Source organism: Variovorax sp. GW821-FHT09D04, assembly GCF_059416405.1.
Map to the genome: position 1 here is coordinate 175,876 of NZ_JBWKPA010000001.1, position 15,819 is coordinate 191,694.

The following is a 15,819-nucleotide window of genomic DNA, read 5'->3' on the forward strand; positions in this document are numbered from 1 at the left end:
GCGTCAGCCCATCCGCGTGAGCACGGGTTCCTGCACCAGCCCGAAGCTGCGCAGCGCCCCCAGCAGCTCGCGGTGTCCGAAGGCCTGGCAGCCCGAGGCAAAGCCGGCGCGCCGCGGCGCCTGCTGCAGCAGCGAGGCCGCGGCATAGGCCTGCAGCAAGCCGGTCTGCTTGTAGTTGCAGTTGCCGAAGATCACGCAGTGCGCACGGCCCAACGGACCGGAGGCATGCACCGAGTCGACCGACTTGTTGATGCGCGGGTTCTCGCGCGGCGGCATGGTGTTCATCACGCCCGCGGCCGTCTGGGCCAGCGCCGCATAGCGGTCTTCGTCGTTCATGCCTTCGGTGGCCTTGAGCGCGGCGGCCACGATCTGCGGCACGCCCAGCATCAGCGGCTTGTTGAAGACGCCGCCGAGCACCTTCACGTTGGCCACGCGCGGATCGCGCTTGAACCACACCGGGTGCGAAGTGCCGCCCCAGGGCAATGCCAATGCGGCTTCGTGCTGGCCGGGAATCGACAGGTGGTACAGGCCCGCGTCGGGTTGCCATTCGACGTACTGGTTCTGCTCCAGGTAGAAGGCCTTGGACGTGGCCGCGTTCACCAGGATGGTCTGCGTCGACGCGATGGTCGGACTGCCGCCCCAGAACACGGCGATGTCGAGCGTGTCGAGGCCTGGCGTTTCCAGGCACAGCTGCGCCGCGATTTCGCCGGTGGTGTACATCTGCGCCAGGCCGGGCGAGAGCAGCAGGCCGGCTGCCGCGAACTTGGCGCCGTATTTCTGGTCGAGCGTGATGAGCCAGTCTTGTTCGCCGGTGGTGTCGGTGTAGTGGCAGCCGGCGGCCAGGCAGGCATCGACCACCTCGGGACCGAACTTGGCGAACGGCCCCACCGTGTTGAGCACCACCGAGGCGCCGGTGAAGAGCTCGGTGAGCGCTTCGACCGTGTGCGCGACCTCGACCACTTCGTAGTCGGCGGTCTCGATGCCGGGCACGTTCGATTTCATCGCGGCCTCGAGCTTTTCTGCGCTGCGGCCTGCCGCGATGAAGGGGATGTGGTACTCGCGCAGGTACTCGCAGACCAGGCGCCCGGTGTAGCCGGAGGCGCCGTAGACGATGACGGGTTTCTTCTTGCTGCTGCTCATTGTTTCTCTCCTGGTTGATCGCTCACATGCCCATGCCGCCGTCCACCGCGAGGCCCGCGCCGGTGATGAACCGGGCGGCGTCGGAGCAGAGGAAGACCACCACGTCGGCCATGTCGCCGATCTCGCCGAGGCGGCCCAGCGGCGTCTGGCCGATGACGTCGCCCACGGCGGCCTCGACGCTGGGCGCAAGCCCGGCGGCCACGATGTCGTTGGCGAGCTTCATGCCCATGTCGGTGGGCACGAGGCCGGGGTAGATGCAGTTGACGCGCACGCCGTAGCCCAGCTTGCCGGACTCCATGGCCGCCACGCGCGTGGCGCGGTCGACCGCCGACTTGGTCGCCGAGTAGCCGGCGATGGCGGGAAAGGCGATGGTGGCCGCGACCGAGGCGATGTTGACCACCGCCCCGCCGCCGCCCGCGCTGCCGCCGGGGCGCATGGCGCGAAAGGCGTGCTTCATGCCCAGCAGCGTGCCGGCCACGTTCACGTCGAGCATGCGGCGCAGGTCGTCGCCGTCGACGTTGACCACCAGCGAGGTGATCTCGATGCCGGCGTTGTTGACCAGGATGTCGAAGCCGCCCAGCGCCTTCACCGTGGCCTCGGTGGCAGAGGCCCAGTCGCCGTCCTTCGTGACGTCGAGCGGGACGAAGCCCACCTTCGCCCCTTCGGCCGAGAGCCGCTGCGCGGTCTCGCGGCCCAGATCGGCGAGCACGTCGCCGATCATCACCGACGCACCCGCCTGCGCCAACGCCTGGGCGATGCCCGCGCCGATGCCGCGCGCACCCCCTGTCACCAGGGCCTTGCGCCCCGTCAAGTCGAACTTGGCCATCACTTGTCTCCTGTGGATATGTGTATGAGATGGAGCGGTCATGCTAGGAATCGACTTGACGAGTGTCAAGAATTTTTTTGACGACTGCCCAAATTTCGTAAAATGCCTCTGGAATGCACGCACGAGGGATTTCCCACGCCGCGTGCTATGGTTTGCAATCACCAGGAAACACAGCGGCCGGCACTCTGCGGCCTGGCTAGAAATGACCACTCATTCACGGGTAAAGAAGCACGCCGGACGGGTGCAGAAGGCACCGGCCGACAAGTTCGAGCAGCGCCGCGCCGAGCTCGGCGAAGCCGCCCTCACCACGCTGGCCACGCTCGGCTACGCGCGCACCAGCCTGCGCGAAATTGCGCAGAACTCCGAGTTCTCGCATGGCGTGCTGCACTACTACTTCAGCGACAAGGTCGACCTCATCGTCTGCAGCGTCAAGCAGTACAAGGCGCGCTGCGTCACGCGCTACGACCACGCCGTCGACACCGCCACCACGTATGACGAGCTCATGGAAGGCTTCCTGCAGAGCCTGGGCGACACGCTGCTGGGAGAAGGCCACGTGCACCGGCTCTGGTACGACCTGCGTTCGCAGGCGCTGTTCGAAGCGGCCTTCCACGACGACGTGGTGCAGATCGACAAGAGCCTCGAAGACATGATCTGGCGCATCATGAGCCGCTTCGCCGAACTCTCGGGGCAAGCCCCCGGCCTGCCGCCCTCGGCCTGCTACGCCCTCTTCGACGGGCTGTTCTTGCAGGCGCTGCTCAAGCACCTCTCGGGCGACACCAAGGCCATCGCCGACATGCAGGCCGACGTGCGGCAGTCGATCGAGCGGCTGTTCGCTGCACCCGCCGCGCCGGCCTCCCGCAAGCGGCGCGCCTGACGCCGCCATGGCGCCCTTCAACACCGCCTACCGGCAGACGCTGCTCGCCGGGCGCCTCACCCTGGGCTTGATGACGCCGCTGGCGCGCCCGCACGGCGCGATGGCCGACCCCGCGTCCGAACTGCAACTGGCCCGGCTGGCCGACACGCTCGGCTTTGCCGCGCTGTGGACGCGCGACGTGCCCGTGATGGTGCCGCAGGGCGAAGAGACCGCGGTGCTCGACGAGCCCTTCGTCTGGCTCACCGCGCTGGCCGCCGCCACGCAGCGCATCGCGCTCGGCACCGCCGCCGCGGTGCTGCCGCTGCGCCATCCGCTGCACGTGGCCAAGGCCGCGCTCTCGCTCAACCGCCTGTCGAACGACCGCTTCATCCTCGGGCTGGGCTCGGGCGACCGCGAGGCGGAGTTCGCCATCTTCCAGCAGGACATCGCGCTGCGCGGCGACGTCTTCCGCGAACGCTGGAACCTCGTGCGCTCGGCGCTCTCGCCCGATGCGCACGAGCGCGCCGCGCTGCACGAAGCCACCGGCGGCCACGACCTCATGGCGGCGCCCGCCGCGCGCATCGGCATGCTGGTGGTGGGCTCGGCGCGCCAGTCGCTGCAATGGACCGCCGCCCACGCCGACGGCTGGGCCACCTACCACCGCGACGAAGCGCGCCAGCAGGGCCGCATCGGCCTGTGGCAGACCGCGCTGCGCGAACGTGCGGGCGGCGAGCCCAAGCCCTTCGTTCAGTCGTTGCAGCTCGACCTGCTGGACGATGCCGACGCGCCCGCCGAGCCCATCGAACTCGGCCTGCGCGCCGGACGCCATGCGCTCGTCGACTACCTCGACCGCATGGAAGACGCCGGCGTCGCGCACGTGCTGCTGAACCTCGTGCGCAGCAGCCGGCGGCCCGCGCAGGACGTGGTCGACGAACTCGGCCGCGAGGTGCTGCTGCGCCTGCAAGGCCATGCGCGCACACCGCCCGCCTGAGCCGTGCAGAATCCGGCGCTCGCCGTTGTCGCCCCTATTCCAAGGACTTTCCCCATGACCGATCTCTCGCACTTCCCAATCACGAAGAAATGGCCCGCGCAGCACCCCGAGCGCCTGCAGCTGTACTCGCTGCCCACGCCCAACGGCGTGAAGGTGACGATCCTGCTGGAAGAAACCGGCCTGCCCTACGAGCCGCACCTCGTAAGCTTCGAGACCCAGGACCAGATGTCGCCGGAGTTCCTGTCGCTCAACCCGAACAACAAGATCCCCGCCATCCTCGACCCGAACGGCCCGGGCGGCCAGCCGCTGGCGCTGTTCGAATCGGGCGCGATCCTGCTGTACATCGCAGAAAAGACCGGCCAGTTCATTCCAAAGGATGCGGCGGCCCGCTACGAGACCATCCAGTGGGTGATGTTCCAGATGGGCGGCATCGGCCCGATGTTCGGCCAGCTCGGCTTCTTCAACAAGTTCGCCGGCAAGGACTACGAAGACAAGCGCCCGCGCGACCGCTACGTGGCCGAATCGAAGCGCCTGCTCGGCGTGCTCGACAAGCACCTTGCCGACCGCACCTGGATCATGGGCGACAGCTACACCATCGCCGACATCGCCACCTTCCCGTGGGTGCGCAACCTGATCGGCTTCTACGAGGCCGGCGACCTCGTGGGCTTCAGCGAGTTCAAGAACGTGGCGCGCGTGCTCGAGGCCTTCGTGGCGCGGCCGGCGGTGGTGAAGGGCCTGGGCATTCCGAAGCGGGGCTGAGGCCCCGGCAACAGCCCCTAGTTCGCGCTCAGGTCCATGAGCATCCGCGACAGCAGATAAAGCCGCGGCACCACGCTCTCGACCTCGGCGTATTCTTCCGGCGTGTGGATGCCGCCGCCCACGATGCCGAAGCCGTCGAGCACGGGCACGCCGACACCGGCCACGAGGCTGGCGTCGGCGGCGCCGCCGCTGCTCTCGATGGTGAGCTTCTTGCCGATCTCGCCGTAGATGCCCTCGGCCATGCGCACCAGCTTGTCCGATGCGGGCGAGCGCGGCATCGGCGGCAGGCCGCGCACGAGGCGCACGCGCACCTCGGTCTCGGGGATGAGCTTGTTCTGCGCGATGCGCGTGAGGTCCTTCTCGACGCGGTCGAGCTCCTCGGGCGTGGCGGCGCGCACGTCGCCCTTGGCGCTGGCCGAGGCGGGGATCACGTTGGTCGGTCCGTTGGCCGTGAGCACCGTGAAGTTGACCGTGGTCTTCTTCGCCGCATCTGCCACCTTCGACAGTTGCAGCACCTGGTGCGCGACTTCCATCGCCGCGTTGCGGCCCGCTTCGGGCGCGACGCCCGCGTGCGACGCGAGCCCCTTCACCTCGATGAGCGCCGTGGCCGAGCCCTTGCGCTCGACCACGAGGCCGTCGGCCGGGCGACCCGGCTCGAGGTTCAGCGCCACGTCGTGCTGCTTGGCCACGCGCTCGATGAGCGCGCTGGTGCCGACCGAGCCCGTCTCTTCGTTGGTGTCGATCAGAAAGGTGATCTGGCCGTAGTCCTTGAAGCCGATCTTCTGCAGGATCTTCAGCGCCTGCAGGCCGGCCACGACGCCGCCCTTGTTGTCCATCACGCCGGGGCCGTAGGCGCGGCCGTCCTTGATGTAGAAGGGCTTGGCCGCGGCCGTGCCGTCCTTGAACACGGTGTCGATGTGGGCCAGGATGAGGATCTTCTTCTTGCCCTGGCCGGTCAGCGTCGCGACCAGGTTGGTGCCCGGGTGCGGCTCGGCGGGAAAGCTCTCGATGCGCGCGTCGAGCTTGCGCAGTTCGTCCGCGACCATCTCGCGCACCTTGGCCAGCCCTTCGGTGTTGGTCGAGCCGGAGTCGATGTTGACCATGCGCTCCAGCAGCTGCAGCGTCTCGTCCTTTTGCTGCGTGGCGGCGTCGAGCACGCCCTGGTGCGGCTTCTGGGCCATGGCGTTGACGGCGAGCAAGGCACTGGCCAGCACGGCGCCCTGGCAGGCGGCGCGCGTCCATGAACGCGGGGTGGAGCGAAGGTGCATGAGGAAGCCTGTTCTTTCTGTTGTGGAGGTTCGTTCGAAGCGAACCCCACACTAGCACCCGCTTCGCGAACGGGTCAAGCCGCGAGGCTCGGTGCCGGCGCCTCGGTGGCCTGCGCGATGCGCCCGGCCTTCATGTGGACGATGCGGTCGGCCACATGAAAGTAGCGGTCGTCGTGCGAGATGACCACCAGCGAGTGCCCCTTGGCGCGCAGCTCGGGCAGCAGCTCGGTGTAGAACAGGTGACGAAAGGCCGGGTCCTGGTCGGCGGCCCATTCGTCGAACACCAGCACCGGCCGGCCTTCGAGGTACGCGTGCACCAGCGCCAGCCGCTTGCGCTGGCCGGTCGAGAGGTCGGTGGTGCTGAAGGCGCCGTCTTTCACCGACACCTTGTGCGCGATCTCCAGCCGTTGCAGGTAGGGCATGGCGGTTTCGGGCAGCGCCTGGTGGCCGCCCTCTTCGCCGGCCACGAGGTCTTCGAACAGGTAGAAGTCGGAGAACACGGTGGTGAAGAGCTGGCGGTAGTCGTCGCGCGTCTGCGGCGTCACGGGCTTGCCGTCGAGCAGCAGCTCGCCCGACACCGGTGCGTAAAGGCCGAGCAACAGCTTGATGAGCGTGGTCTTGCCCGAGCCGTTGTCGCCGACGATGAAGACGATCTCGCGGCGGCCGATGCGCAAATCGACCGGGCCGAGCACGAAGGGCTCCGCGCCCTCCACCGCCGGGAACGCATAGCGCGCGCCGCGCAGCTCGATGGCGTCGTGCAGCACCGGCGTGGCGGGCGGCGCGTGCAGGTCCAGGTGCGGTTCGGGCGTGGCGAAGCGGGCCGACAGGTCGCCGATGCGCTCGAAGGCCACCTTCGCGCGCCCCAGGTGCGGCAGCGCCGCCACCACCTGGTCGAGCGGCCCCTTCAAAAACAACAGCACCAGCACGAAGCCGCTGAGCACGACCGGCGCGGTGTCGCGGAACGCGGCCCAGCCGAGGATGAGCGCAATCAGCAGGAAGAACAGCGCCGAACCGAAGGACGAGGCGAGCACGAAGATGTTGATGGCGCGGCGGTTGATGTCGTGGATGCGTTCCACCGTGTGCGCCACCTGCTGCTCGTACACCTTGGCGCGGCGCGCGCGGTGCATGCGCAGCTCCTTCGCGCCTTCGCTGATGCCGCGGTAGGCCTTGTGCAGCGCCTCTTCCTGCTCGCGCGCCTTGAAGAAGCCCGAGATGCCGCGCGCATGCGCCAGGCTCTGCACGGTGATGCCCACCAGCAGCGCCACCAGCAGCAGGCCGAACAACGGCGGCGAGAGCCACGCCAGGTAACCCAGGCAGCCGAAGGAGACGGCCAGCGCGATCATGGTCGAGGCCAGCATGAAGGCCACGTCGCTGATCATGTCGACGTCCTGCGTGAGCACGGGCATCAGGCGGTGCATGCGGTAACGCTCGAGCGCATCGATCGGCGCGGCGAGGATCTTCAGCGCCAGGCTCTTGCGCACTTGCGCCACGAGCCGCTGGCCGACCACGTTGTTCGACATGTCGGAGGTGGCGCGGCCGACCAGCGCCACCACGCACAGGCCGATGAAGGTCAGCAGCAGCCCGCCGGCCAGGCCGCCGGGGCGATGCAGCACCTCGTTGATGGTCGCCAGCAGCGCGACGGTCGCGATGCCCGCGCCGATGCCGGTCACGGTCGACAGCGCGATCCACGGGAAGTAGGGCCGCAACAGCCGGACGAGTTCGGACGCGGGGGCGCTGGCGGGTGTGAGGTTCATGCGGCGGACGGTTCGTTGCAAAGGGAGACGGGCTCCCTGCAATGACGTTCGGCGCGCCTGCTTGTTTAGCAGGAAGACGCGGCGCCTATTGCAGCAGCGGCTGCGCGCCCGCCTCGCGCGCGGCCTCCACCACCGAGGCGCCGGCCAGCGCCCACAGCGTCAGGGCCTCGTCGAGCGCGCGCACGTGGCCCGGGTCCTGGCCGAGCCAGGCCACGAGCTGTTCGGCGCGCTCGGGCGACGGTGCGTCGTGCAGCTCGCGAAAAAGCCGCCAGGCCATGCTGAAGGCCGGATCGGAGGGACGGTGTCTCGGGAAGCTCATGGGGATTCGCACGCCTGCACTGCTGTCGATGAGTGAGTAGACGCTCCGTGGGGCAGGCTGTTTAGGCGCGGGGCCTGCGCGGACTAAATTTCCGGCTCGCCGGCGCGTCTTCTGCTGCATGCCTGTGCGTCTTCTTCTTCACGCCACCTTCGGCCTCGCCCCGTGATCCCGCTGCTCGCGCCGATCTTCCAGGGCGAGTGGGCGCCCTACGGCGAAACGCTGGCCTGCGCCCCGCACCCACCGCCCGACGCCGTGCGCGTGGCCGACCTGCTGGCCGATCCGCCGCGCCTGCTGGCGCTGCTGCGCCTGAAGGCGCGCACGCTGAACATGCCGGAGCGCGACCTGCGCGCGGTCGCGTCCGCCTGGAGCATGAACTACCTGCACGCGCTGCTGCCGCCCGTGGCCGCCGCGGCGAGCCTGCTGCAGCACGGCTTTCCGATCGGGCCCGAGCAGGTCTGGGTCAGCCTCGACGACGCAGACGGCGACCCGGAGTGCTTCCACATCGTCGAGCTCGGCACGCCGTGCCCCGGCACCGACACGGCCGCGCGCTACGACGTGCTGCTGTGGACGCACCTGACGCCCTTGTTCACGCGGCTGACGCAGCTCACGCGGCTGGCGCCCAAGATCCTCTGGGGCAACGCCGTGCGCTACCTCGAGCCGGTGCTGGAAGAAGGCCTGCGCATGAGCGGCCAGGCGCCGGCCGTGACCGCCGACCTCGAGCACCTGCTGCACCGCCCGACCTGGCCACAACCGTGCGGCGAGGCGCGCGACAACCCGATGTTCATGCCCGCGCGCCGCGGCGTGCGCGTGGCCGACCGCAGCGCGCCGCCCGTCACGCTGCACCGCCAGTGCTGCCTCTACTACCTCGTGCCGCGGCTGGGCTACTGCGGCGCGTGTCCGCTCTCGCCCGAGTTCGAGCGGGAGCGCTGTGCAAGCACCGCCGACTAAACATCCGGCCGCAGCCCGCGTCTTCCTTCTACATCCCACATCGACCACACGACGGAGGTTTTCCTTGGCCGCCCACGACACTGCATGGCGCTTTCACGCGCATCCCGAAGGCCGGGTGCTGGACGTCCGGCTGGAAGGCACCGCGCTCAAGGTGACACCGCTCGACGGCGACCGCCACGGCAGCACCTGGGCCCTGCGCGCGCAGCCCGGCACGCCGCGCCTCGAATGGCTGGGCGCCTGCGCGGGCGAGCCTGACGAAGCGCACCTGCTGGCGGCGATCGAGGCGGCCTTTCAGCGCCACCCGGCCGCGCGGCAGCTCGCGCTGCAATCGCCGCTGCCGACCGGCACGCGGCTGGTGGACGCGGGCATCGTCACGCCGGCCGAGGGCGCGCTGCCCACGGTCGCGCGCGAAGCCTTCTGGCAATGGCCGCGCGCCTGGCTACCGCAGCCGCGCGAGCCTTTCGCGCAGCGCTTCGTCGTCACGCAGGGCAAGCGCCATCCGCTGCGCCCCGCCAAGCCGCAAGGCACCGTGTACCGCCGCCACATCCCGTGGTTGGGTAAGACGCTCACGCTCGACACGGTCGACATCGAACGCGACCTCCCCGCCTTCCACCGCTGGATGAACGACCCCGTGGTCGCCCATTTCTGGGAAGAGGAAGGCGACCTCGCGCGCCACCGCCAGTACCTGGAAGGCATCGCGGCCGACCCGCGCGTGACCGGTCTCGTCGGCCGCTTCGATGGCGAGGCCTTCGGCTACTTCGAGGCCTACTGGGCGAAGGAAGACCGCATCGCGCCCTTCTACGACGCGGCCGACCACGACCGCGGCTGGCATGCGCTGGTGGGCGAGGCGCGCTTTCGCGGCAAGCCCTTTCTCACGGCCTGGATGCCGTCGGTGTCGCACTACCTGTTCCTGGACGACCCGCGCACGCAGCGCCTGGTGATCGAGCCGCGCGCCGACAACGAAAAAATGATCCGGAGCCTGGGCCGCTGCGGCTACGCCCATGTGAAGGAGTTCGACTTTCCGCACAAGCGCGCCCTGCTGGGCGTGCTGTGGCGCGAGCGTTTCTTCGGCGAGGCGCTGTGGATTCCGCGCGCCGACCCCACCGCCGCTTCGCCGGCCCCGGCTCGTCGACACGAGCCATCCCTGGAGGACATCCATGCAAATCCATGACCTGATCGGCGTCGGCTTCGGCCCGTCCAACATCGCACTGGCCATCGCGCTCGACGAGAAGCGCCAGAAGGGCCACTTCGTCGATGCGCTGTTCATCGAGAAGCAGCCGGGCTTCGTCTGGCACCGCAACATGCTGCTGGACAACGCGCACATGCAAATCTCGTTCCTGAAGGACCTGGCCACGCTGCGCAATCCGTCGAGCCGCTTCACCTTTTTGAACTACCTGCATGAGAAGGAGCGCCTGCAGGACTTCATCAACCTCAAGAGCTTCTTCCCGAGCCGCCACGAGTTCAACGACTACCTCGGCTGGGCCGCGGCGCAGTTCGAAGACCGCTGCGCCTACGGCGAGGCCGTGTTCGAGGTGGTGCCCGAGATGAAGGGCAACGAGGTCTCGCTGCTGCGCGTGCGCTCGCGCGACGCCAACGGCGCGGTGCGCGAGCGCCTGGCGCGCAACCTGGTGGTGAGCGTGGGCGGCGTGGCCAACATCCCGGCGCGCTTCCAGCCCCTGCGCGACGACGGCCGCGTGTTCCATTCGAGCACCTACCTGGAGGCCATCGCCCGCCACCCCGGCGCCGACCGCATCGCCATCGTGGGCGCGGGCCAGAGCGCGGCCGAGATCTTCATGGACCTGCAGTCGCACCCGGCGAAGCCGCAGGTCGACCTGATCATGCGGGCGCGCTCCATCAAGCCCTCGGACGACAGCCCGTTCGTGAACGAGATCTTCAACACCGACTTCACCGACTTCGTGTTCAACCGCTCGGTGAACGAGCGCGCCGAGCTGCTCGAGGAGTTCTGGCACACCAATTACGCCGCGCCCGACCTGGAACTGATCCAGCAGATCTTCAACGTGTTCTACCGCCAGCGCGTGGCCGGCTCGACGCGCCACAGCTTCCTGCGGCGGCACGAGGTGTCGGCCGTGCGCGCCGCGCAAGACGGCATCCACCTGTCGCTGCACGACCTGAACACCGGTGCGCGCCACGACAAGGCCTACGACGCCGTGGTGCTCGCCACCGGCTACGCTCGCGACGCGCACCGCACGCTGCTGGCACCGCTGGCGCCCTACCTGGGCGATTTCTCGGTCGACCGCGACTACCGCGTGCAGGGCACGCCGGCGCTGCGCCCGGGCATCTTCCTGCAGGGCGCCTGCGAGACCAGCCATGGCCTGAGCGACACGCTGCTGTCGGTCACCGCCATCCGCTCCGACGAGATCGGCCAGGCGCTGCTGAACGCCACGCCGCGGCACACGGCGCAGGCGCCGCAGGCCCCCGCCGCGGAGCGCCCCGCCCACGCCGCGCCCGTGGTCTAGCCACGGAAACGCAAGGCTTCGGTGCTACACTCAATAAGAATAGTTCTTATTCACCCCATCCCCGGGGTCACCGAAGCCAGCGCCCTCGCCTCCTTGTTCACCGGCGCGCACCAGCCATCGGCCCAGGGGTCCTTTGTCGATGCTTGCGAGAAGGCGACCGGATGCGCGACCTCGTCCAGGAACTTGTGTCTCACTACGCGGACTTGCGCCGGCAGCTCACGCGCGACCTGCGCGACCCGCACCATGCGGCCGACATCGCGCAGTCCAGCTTCGAGCGCGTGTACACGCACACCCTCGGCCTGCGTGACGGCGCCGCCATCGAGTCGCCGCGCGCCCTGCTGTTCCGCGTGGCGCGCAACCTGTGCATCGACGAAGCGCGCCACCGCAAGGTCGCGCAGGAGTGGGCCGTCTCGCATGCCGTCGTGGGCACGCACCTCACGGCCCCCTCGTCCGAGTACGTCGTGGCCCAGCACCGCGTGCTGCGCCGCGTGGTGGAAACCATGGAACAGCTGCCGCCGCGCCGGCGCGAGGTGTTCCTGCTGTTCCGCGCCTACGGCCACTCGCGCGCCGAGATCGCGCAGCGCCTGGGCATCACCGAGATGGCGGTCGCCAAGCACCTGCTGCGCGCCACCATCGACTGCTCGCGCGTGTTCGCCGAGCTGCGCCATGAACTGATCGAGCCGCAGGCGGTGAACAGCCACGCCGGTTTCGACACCGCACTGGCCGAAGACTTTTCATGAGCCGTGCGGCCACAGCGGTCGTTCCGCGTGAACGGCTGATCGAACGCGCGCTCGCGCTCATCGTCGAGGACGAGATCGCGCCGCCGAGCCCGGCCGCCAACAGCGCCCGGCTCGCGCTCGACCAGTGGCGCACGCGCTCGCCCGAACACGCCGCCGCCGTGCGCGAGGCGCGCGAGCGCTGGAACGCCCTGGGCGGCATGGCCGACGACCTGCGCGCGCACTTCGACGAGCCCACACCCGCACCGGCCCCGCGCAACCCCTCGCGCCGCAAGATGCTGCTGTCGGTCGCCGGGCTGCTCGGCGCCGGCGTGGTCGCGGGGCGCGGCGTGCAGTGGTACTGGCAGCAGCCCGTGTTCCAGGCGACGTACCGCACGCCGAACGCGCGGATGCTCAAGGTCACGCTGGCCGATGCCGCCGATGCCTCGGCCGGCAGCCGCCTCGACCTCGCGCCCCAGAGCGCCGTCGACGTCACGCTCTACCGCCGCCGCCGCATGATCGACATGGCACGCGGCGAGGTCCGCTTCGACGTCGCCCCCGACGCCGATCGTCCCTTCGTGGTGCGCACGCGCGAGGCGATCATCGAAGTGGTCGGTACCGCCTTCACCGTGCGCGACCGCGGCGGCCCGATCACCGTGGGCGTCGAGCACGGCCATGTGCGCGTGCAGGTGCTGCGCCAGGCCGGCACCGAACGCAGCGGCGAAGTGGTCGACCTGCGCGCCGGCGACATGCTCGAGGTGCGCGACGGCCACGCCGACCCGGTGCGCCAGGCCGACACCGCCGCCCTCTCGGCCTGGCGCGACGGCTGGCTGGTGTTCGACAACACGCCGCTGGGCGACGCGCTGGCCGCGGTCAACAGCTACCGCAGCGCGCCCATCGTCGGCGCCGACGCCCGCATCGACGCGATGCGGCTCTCGGGGCGCTTTCGCACCAACGACTCGGCCGGCCTGCTCGACGCACTGCCCGCCATCCTGCCGCTGGTGGCGGTGGCCCGGCCCGACGGCAGCGTGCGCCTGCAGGCGCGCTGACCCGGGTGCGCCTGCCGGCGCGCCGCTCCCTTTTCCCGCTCGTTTTCGGCCCGCATCGACGCGGCGGCCGATGCCTTGTCACGGGCCTGTCTCTCTTTTTCGAGTTCAAACGTCTTACATCCAGAAGCACCCCGCATCCGATCGACGGCTGCGGCGCGCCCCCGTTTCATGCCGCACCGATTTATTTGTCTGGAGCCTTCACCCATGCGTTTCTCGCCTCGCCACCGACTCCTGAGCGCCGCGCTTGCCGCCGCCTTCGGAACCGCCTTTGCCAGCTGGAGCGGCCTCGCCGCCGCCCAGGGCGCCGACCAGGCCGCTGCACAAGCACGCGACATCAACGTCCCCGCCCAGCCGCTGGGCGCCGCGCTCAACGAACTGTCGCGCCAGACCGGCGTGCAGGTACTCGCCGCCGGTGACGTGGTCTCGGGCCTGGCCGCACCGGCGGTGTCGGGCCGCCTGAGCTTCCAGCAGGCGCTCGACCGGCTGCTGGCCGGCAGCGGCCTCGTGGCGGTGCGCAACGGCCCCACGCGCGTCACCATCCAGCGCCAGAGCACGGCCGGCGCGTCCACGCTGCCGGCCGTGACCGTGGCCGCGCAGGCCGCCACCGACGGCACCACCGAAGGCACGGGCTCGTACACCACGCGCGCCGCCGCCGGCGCCACGCGCATGGACCTGTCGCTGCGCGAAACGCCGCAGTCGGTCAGCGTCATCGGCCGCCAGCAGATCGACGACCAGAACCTCGTCACCCTCGAGGACGTGCTGCGCCAGACGCCCGGCATCGTGGCCGACCGCAACGACGAGCGCGTGACCTTCTCCTCGCGCGGCTTCGCCCTGAGCACCATGATCGACGGCGTGCCCACGCTGGGCTTCAACAGCGTGGCCGGCGAGTCGAGCATGATCAGCACCGCCTTCTACGACCGCGTCGAGGTGATCCGCGGCGCGGCCGGCCTGCTCAACGGCGTGGGCTCGCCCGGCGGCGCCATCAACCTCGTGCGCAAGCGCCCGACCTCCGAGTTCGCAGGCCACATCTCGGGCGGCATCGGCAGCTGGAGCCGCTACAACGCCGAGATCGACGTGGGCGGCCCCCTCAACGCCGACGGCAGCGTGCGCGGGCGCTTCATGGCCTCGCGCACCGACGGCAAGAGCTTCATCGAGAACAAGAAGCGCAGCGAAGACGCGCTGTACGGCATTCTCGAAGTCGACCTCGCGGCGGGCTCGCGCCTGTCGGTGGGCTTCGAGCACCAGAAGACCGCCATCGACGGCGCCAACTACGGCCAGAGCCCGCTGTTCTTCAGCAACGGCCAGCGCACCAACCTGCCGCGCTCGTTCAACTCCAGCGCGCCGTGGAGCTACTGGGACATGTACAGCGACAAGCTGTTCGCCAACCTCGACCAGCGCCTGGGTGCGGGCTGGCAGCTCAAGGTGGACGCCAGCTACCTCAAGAGCAAGCGCGAGCGCGCCTCGGGCGACCTGAGCATCTACCGCGCGATCAACGCGCGCACCGGCGCCTCCACCATCGACATCCGCGAGAACCCCGCCGAAGGCGCCAACAAGGCCCTCGACGTGCACTTGAAGGGCCCGTTCGAGGCCTTCGGCCAGACGCACGAGGCCGTGGTGGGCATGAGCTACAACACCTACGACGCCACCGTGTACACCCGCGGCGCCGTGCCGCGCATGATCGACCGCCGGCCGCTGAACTTCTACCAGCTGCAGAGCTTCCCCGAGCCGACCTCCTTCTCGTACCCGCTGTACACGGCGCCGCTGAACACCACCGAGAAAGCCATCTACGCCTCGACCCGGCTGAAGCTGGCCGAGCCGCTGTCGCTCATCGTCGGCGCGCGCGGCACCTGGTACAAGTCCGACGCGTCCACGCTCGACTGGACCACCTGGCGGCGCACCGGCGTGAGTTCGATGCGCGAGAACGGCGTGGTCACGCCCTACCTGGGCGTGGTGTTCGACGTGAGCAAGGAACTCTCGCTGTACGGCAGCTACACCGACATCTTCCAGCCCAACACGGTGCGCGACCGCAACAACTCGCTCATCGCGCCGCAGCGCGGCAAGAACATCGAGCTGGGCCTGAAGGGCGAGCACTTCGGCGGCAAGCTCAACACCAGCGCCGCGATCTTCAAGACGCGCGAGACCAACCTGGCCGTGATCGACACCGGCGCCGGCTCACTGCTGCCCGACGGCGGCATCCCGTACCGCGCGGTGCAGGGCGCCAAGAGCAAGGGCTTCGAGCTCACCGCCGCCGGCGAAGTGCTGCCGGGCCTGCAGATGCTCGCGGGCTACACCTACCACGCCAAGCGCGACGCCGACGGCGTGCTGCTGAACCCGCAGTACCCGCGCCGCCTGTTCCGGGTGGCCACCAGCTACCGCCTGCCGGGCGAGTGGAGCAAGCTCACCGTCGGCGGCAGCGTGAGCTACCAGAGCGGCATCTACTACGACGAGTTCAACGAACTGGGCCGCGCCTCGCAAGGCGGCCTGACGCTGTTCGGCCTGATGGCGCGCTACGACATCAACAACCGCCTGAGCGCCTCGCTGCACATCGAGAACCTGGGCGACAAGCGCTACTACAACGGCCTGGGCGCCTACAACGGCTACACGCAGGGCAACCCGCGCAACGCCTGGCTGAAGCTCAGCTACAAGCTCTGACACGCACCAACGAAATGAAATAGGGCGGCACCGGCAGAAGGGTGCCCTTGACGCACGACCCGGCTTC

14 protein-coding genes are annotated in these 15,819 nt (G+C 69.5%); 9 read left to right on the forward strand and 5 right to left on the reverse strand.

Annotated features, from left to right (window positions below; genetic code table 11):
- Window positions 1-3: 3 nt before the first annotated feature.
- Both AC07O4_RS00905 and AC07O4_RS00910 read right to left on the reverse strand, forming a co-directional pair.
- The gene (locus tag AC07O4_RS00905; protein WP_159270827.1) at window positions 4-1,140 is read right to left on the reverse strand and encodes a DUF5938 domain-containing protein; all 1,137 of its coding nucleotides are present in this window, start codon (window positions 1,138-1,140) and stop codon (window positions 4-6) included.
- A 22-nt stretch (window positions 1,141-1,162) separates the two neighbouring features.
- Window positions 1,163-1,966: an SDR family NAD(P)-dependent oxidoreductase gene (locus tag AC07O4_RS00910; RefSeq protein WP_495303485.1), complete on the reverse strand. Its 804-nt coding sequence runs from the start codon at window positions 1,964-1,966 to the stop codon at window positions 1,163-1,165.
- 202 nt (window positions 1,967-2,168) lie between these two features.
- Between AC07O4_RS00910 and AC07O4_RS00915 the strand changes: the two genes are divergently transcribed.
- From AC07O4_RS00915 to AC07O4_RS00925, 3 genes are read left to right on the forward strand one after another with little or no spacing between them, the layout of a single operon-like run.
- A complete protein-coding gene (locus AC07O4_RS00915; protein WP_159270826.1) occupies window positions 2,169-2,840 on the forward strand; it encodes a TetR/AcrR family transcriptional regulator in 672 nt (223 codons plus the stop codon).
- 7 nt (window positions 2,841-2,847) lie between these two features.
- Window positions 2,848-3,810 carry a TIGR03571 family LLM class oxidoreductase gene (locus tag AC07O4_RS00920; protein ID WP_495303486.1) on the forward strand — a complete coding sequence of 321 codons (963 nt, stop codon included), beginning with the start codon at window positions 2,848-2,850 and terminating at the stop codon, window positions 3,808-3,810.
- 54 nt (window positions 3,811-3,864) lie between these two features.
- Complete coding sequence (locus AC07O4_RS00925; RefSeq protein ID WP_495303487.1) at window positions 3,865-4,569, forward strand: glutathione S-transferase N-terminal domain-containing protein; 705 nt, start codon at window positions 3,865-3,867, stop codon at window positions 4,567-4,569.
- 17 nt (window positions 4,570-4,586) lie between these two features.
- On the opposite strand, the gene AC07O4_RS00930 is transcribed toward AC07O4_RS00925, so the two are convergent.
- From AC07O4_RS00930 to AC07O4_RS00940, 3 genes are all read right to left on the reverse strand, one after another.
- The gene (locus AC07O4_RS00930; RefSeq protein WP_062469846.1) at window positions 4,587-5,837 is read right to left on the reverse strand and encodes a glutamate carboxypeptidase; all 1,251 of its coding nucleotides are present in this window, start codon (window positions 5,835-5,837) and stop codon (window positions 4,587-4,589) included.
- A gap of 74 nt (window positions 5,838-5,911) precedes the next feature.
- Window positions 5,912-7,591 carry a cyclic peptide export ABC transporter gene (locus AC07O4_RS00935; protein WP_495303488.1) on the reverse strand — a complete coding sequence of 560 codons (1,680 nt, stop codon included), beginning with the start codon at window positions 7,589-7,591 and terminating at the stop codon, window positions 5,912-5,914.
- A gap of 85 nt (window positions 7,592-7,676) precedes the next feature.
- Window positions 7,677-7,910 (reverse strand): hypothetical protein, encoded by a 234-nt coding sequence (locus AC07O4_RS00940; RefSeq protein WP_062469860.1) that lies wholly within the window; start codon window positions 7,908-7,910, stop codon window positions 7,677-7,679.
- A gap of 162 nt (window positions 7,911-8,072) precedes the next feature.
- On the opposite strand from AC07O4_RS00940, the gene fhuF reads away from it, so the two are divergent.
- The 6 genes from fhuF (at window position 8,073) to AC07O4_RS00970 (ending at window position 15,752) form a co-directional block, all read left to right on the forward strand.
- Window positions 8,073-8,858: a siderophore-iron reductase FhuF gene (gene fhuF / locus AC07O4_RS00945; protein WP_495303489.1), complete on the forward strand. Its 786-nt coding sequence runs from the start codon at window positions 8,073-8,075 to the stop codon at window positions 8,856-8,858.
- A gap of 64 nt (window positions 8,859-8,922) precedes the next feature.
- Window positions 8,923-10,029: a GNAT family N-acetyltransferase gene (locus AC07O4_RS00950; protein WP_495303490.1), complete on the forward strand. Its 1,107-nt coding sequence runs from the start codon at window positions 8,923-8,925 to the stop codon at window positions 10,027-10,029.
- Window positions 10,016-11,335, forward strand: a complete 1,320-nt coding sequence (locus AC07O4_RS00955; RefSeq protein ID WP_495303491.1) for a lysine N(6)-hydroxylase/L-ornithine N(5)-oxygenase family protein — start codon at window positions 10,016-10,018, stop codon at window positions 11,333-11,335. The genes AC07O4_RS00950 and AC07O4_RS00955 overlap by 14 nt, the downstream gene beginning before the upstream one ends.
- Window positions 11,336-11,496: 161 nt before the next feature.
- Entirely contained in the window at window positions 11,497-12,075 is a 579-nt protein-coding gene (locus AC07O4_RS00960) for an RNA polymerase sigma factor (protein ID WP_070062439.1), read from the forward strand.
- Window positions 12,072-13,100: a FecR family protein gene (locus AC07O4_RS00965; RefSeq protein ID WP_495303492.1), complete on the forward strand. Its 1,029-nt coding sequence runs from the start codon at window positions 12,072-12,074 to the stop codon at window positions 13,098-13,100. Before AC07O4_RS00960 ends, AC07O4_RS00965 begins: the two co-directional genes overlap by 4 nt.
- Window positions 13,101-13,304: 204 nt before the next feature.
- The gene (locus tag AC07O4_RS00970; protein WP_495303493.1) at window positions 13,305-15,752 is read left to right on the forward strand and encodes a TonB-dependent siderophore receptor; all 2,448 of its coding nucleotides are present in this window, start codon (window positions 13,305-13,307) and stop codon (window positions 15,750-15,752) included.
- The last annotated feature ends 67 nt before the right edge of the window (window positions 15,753-15,819 follow it).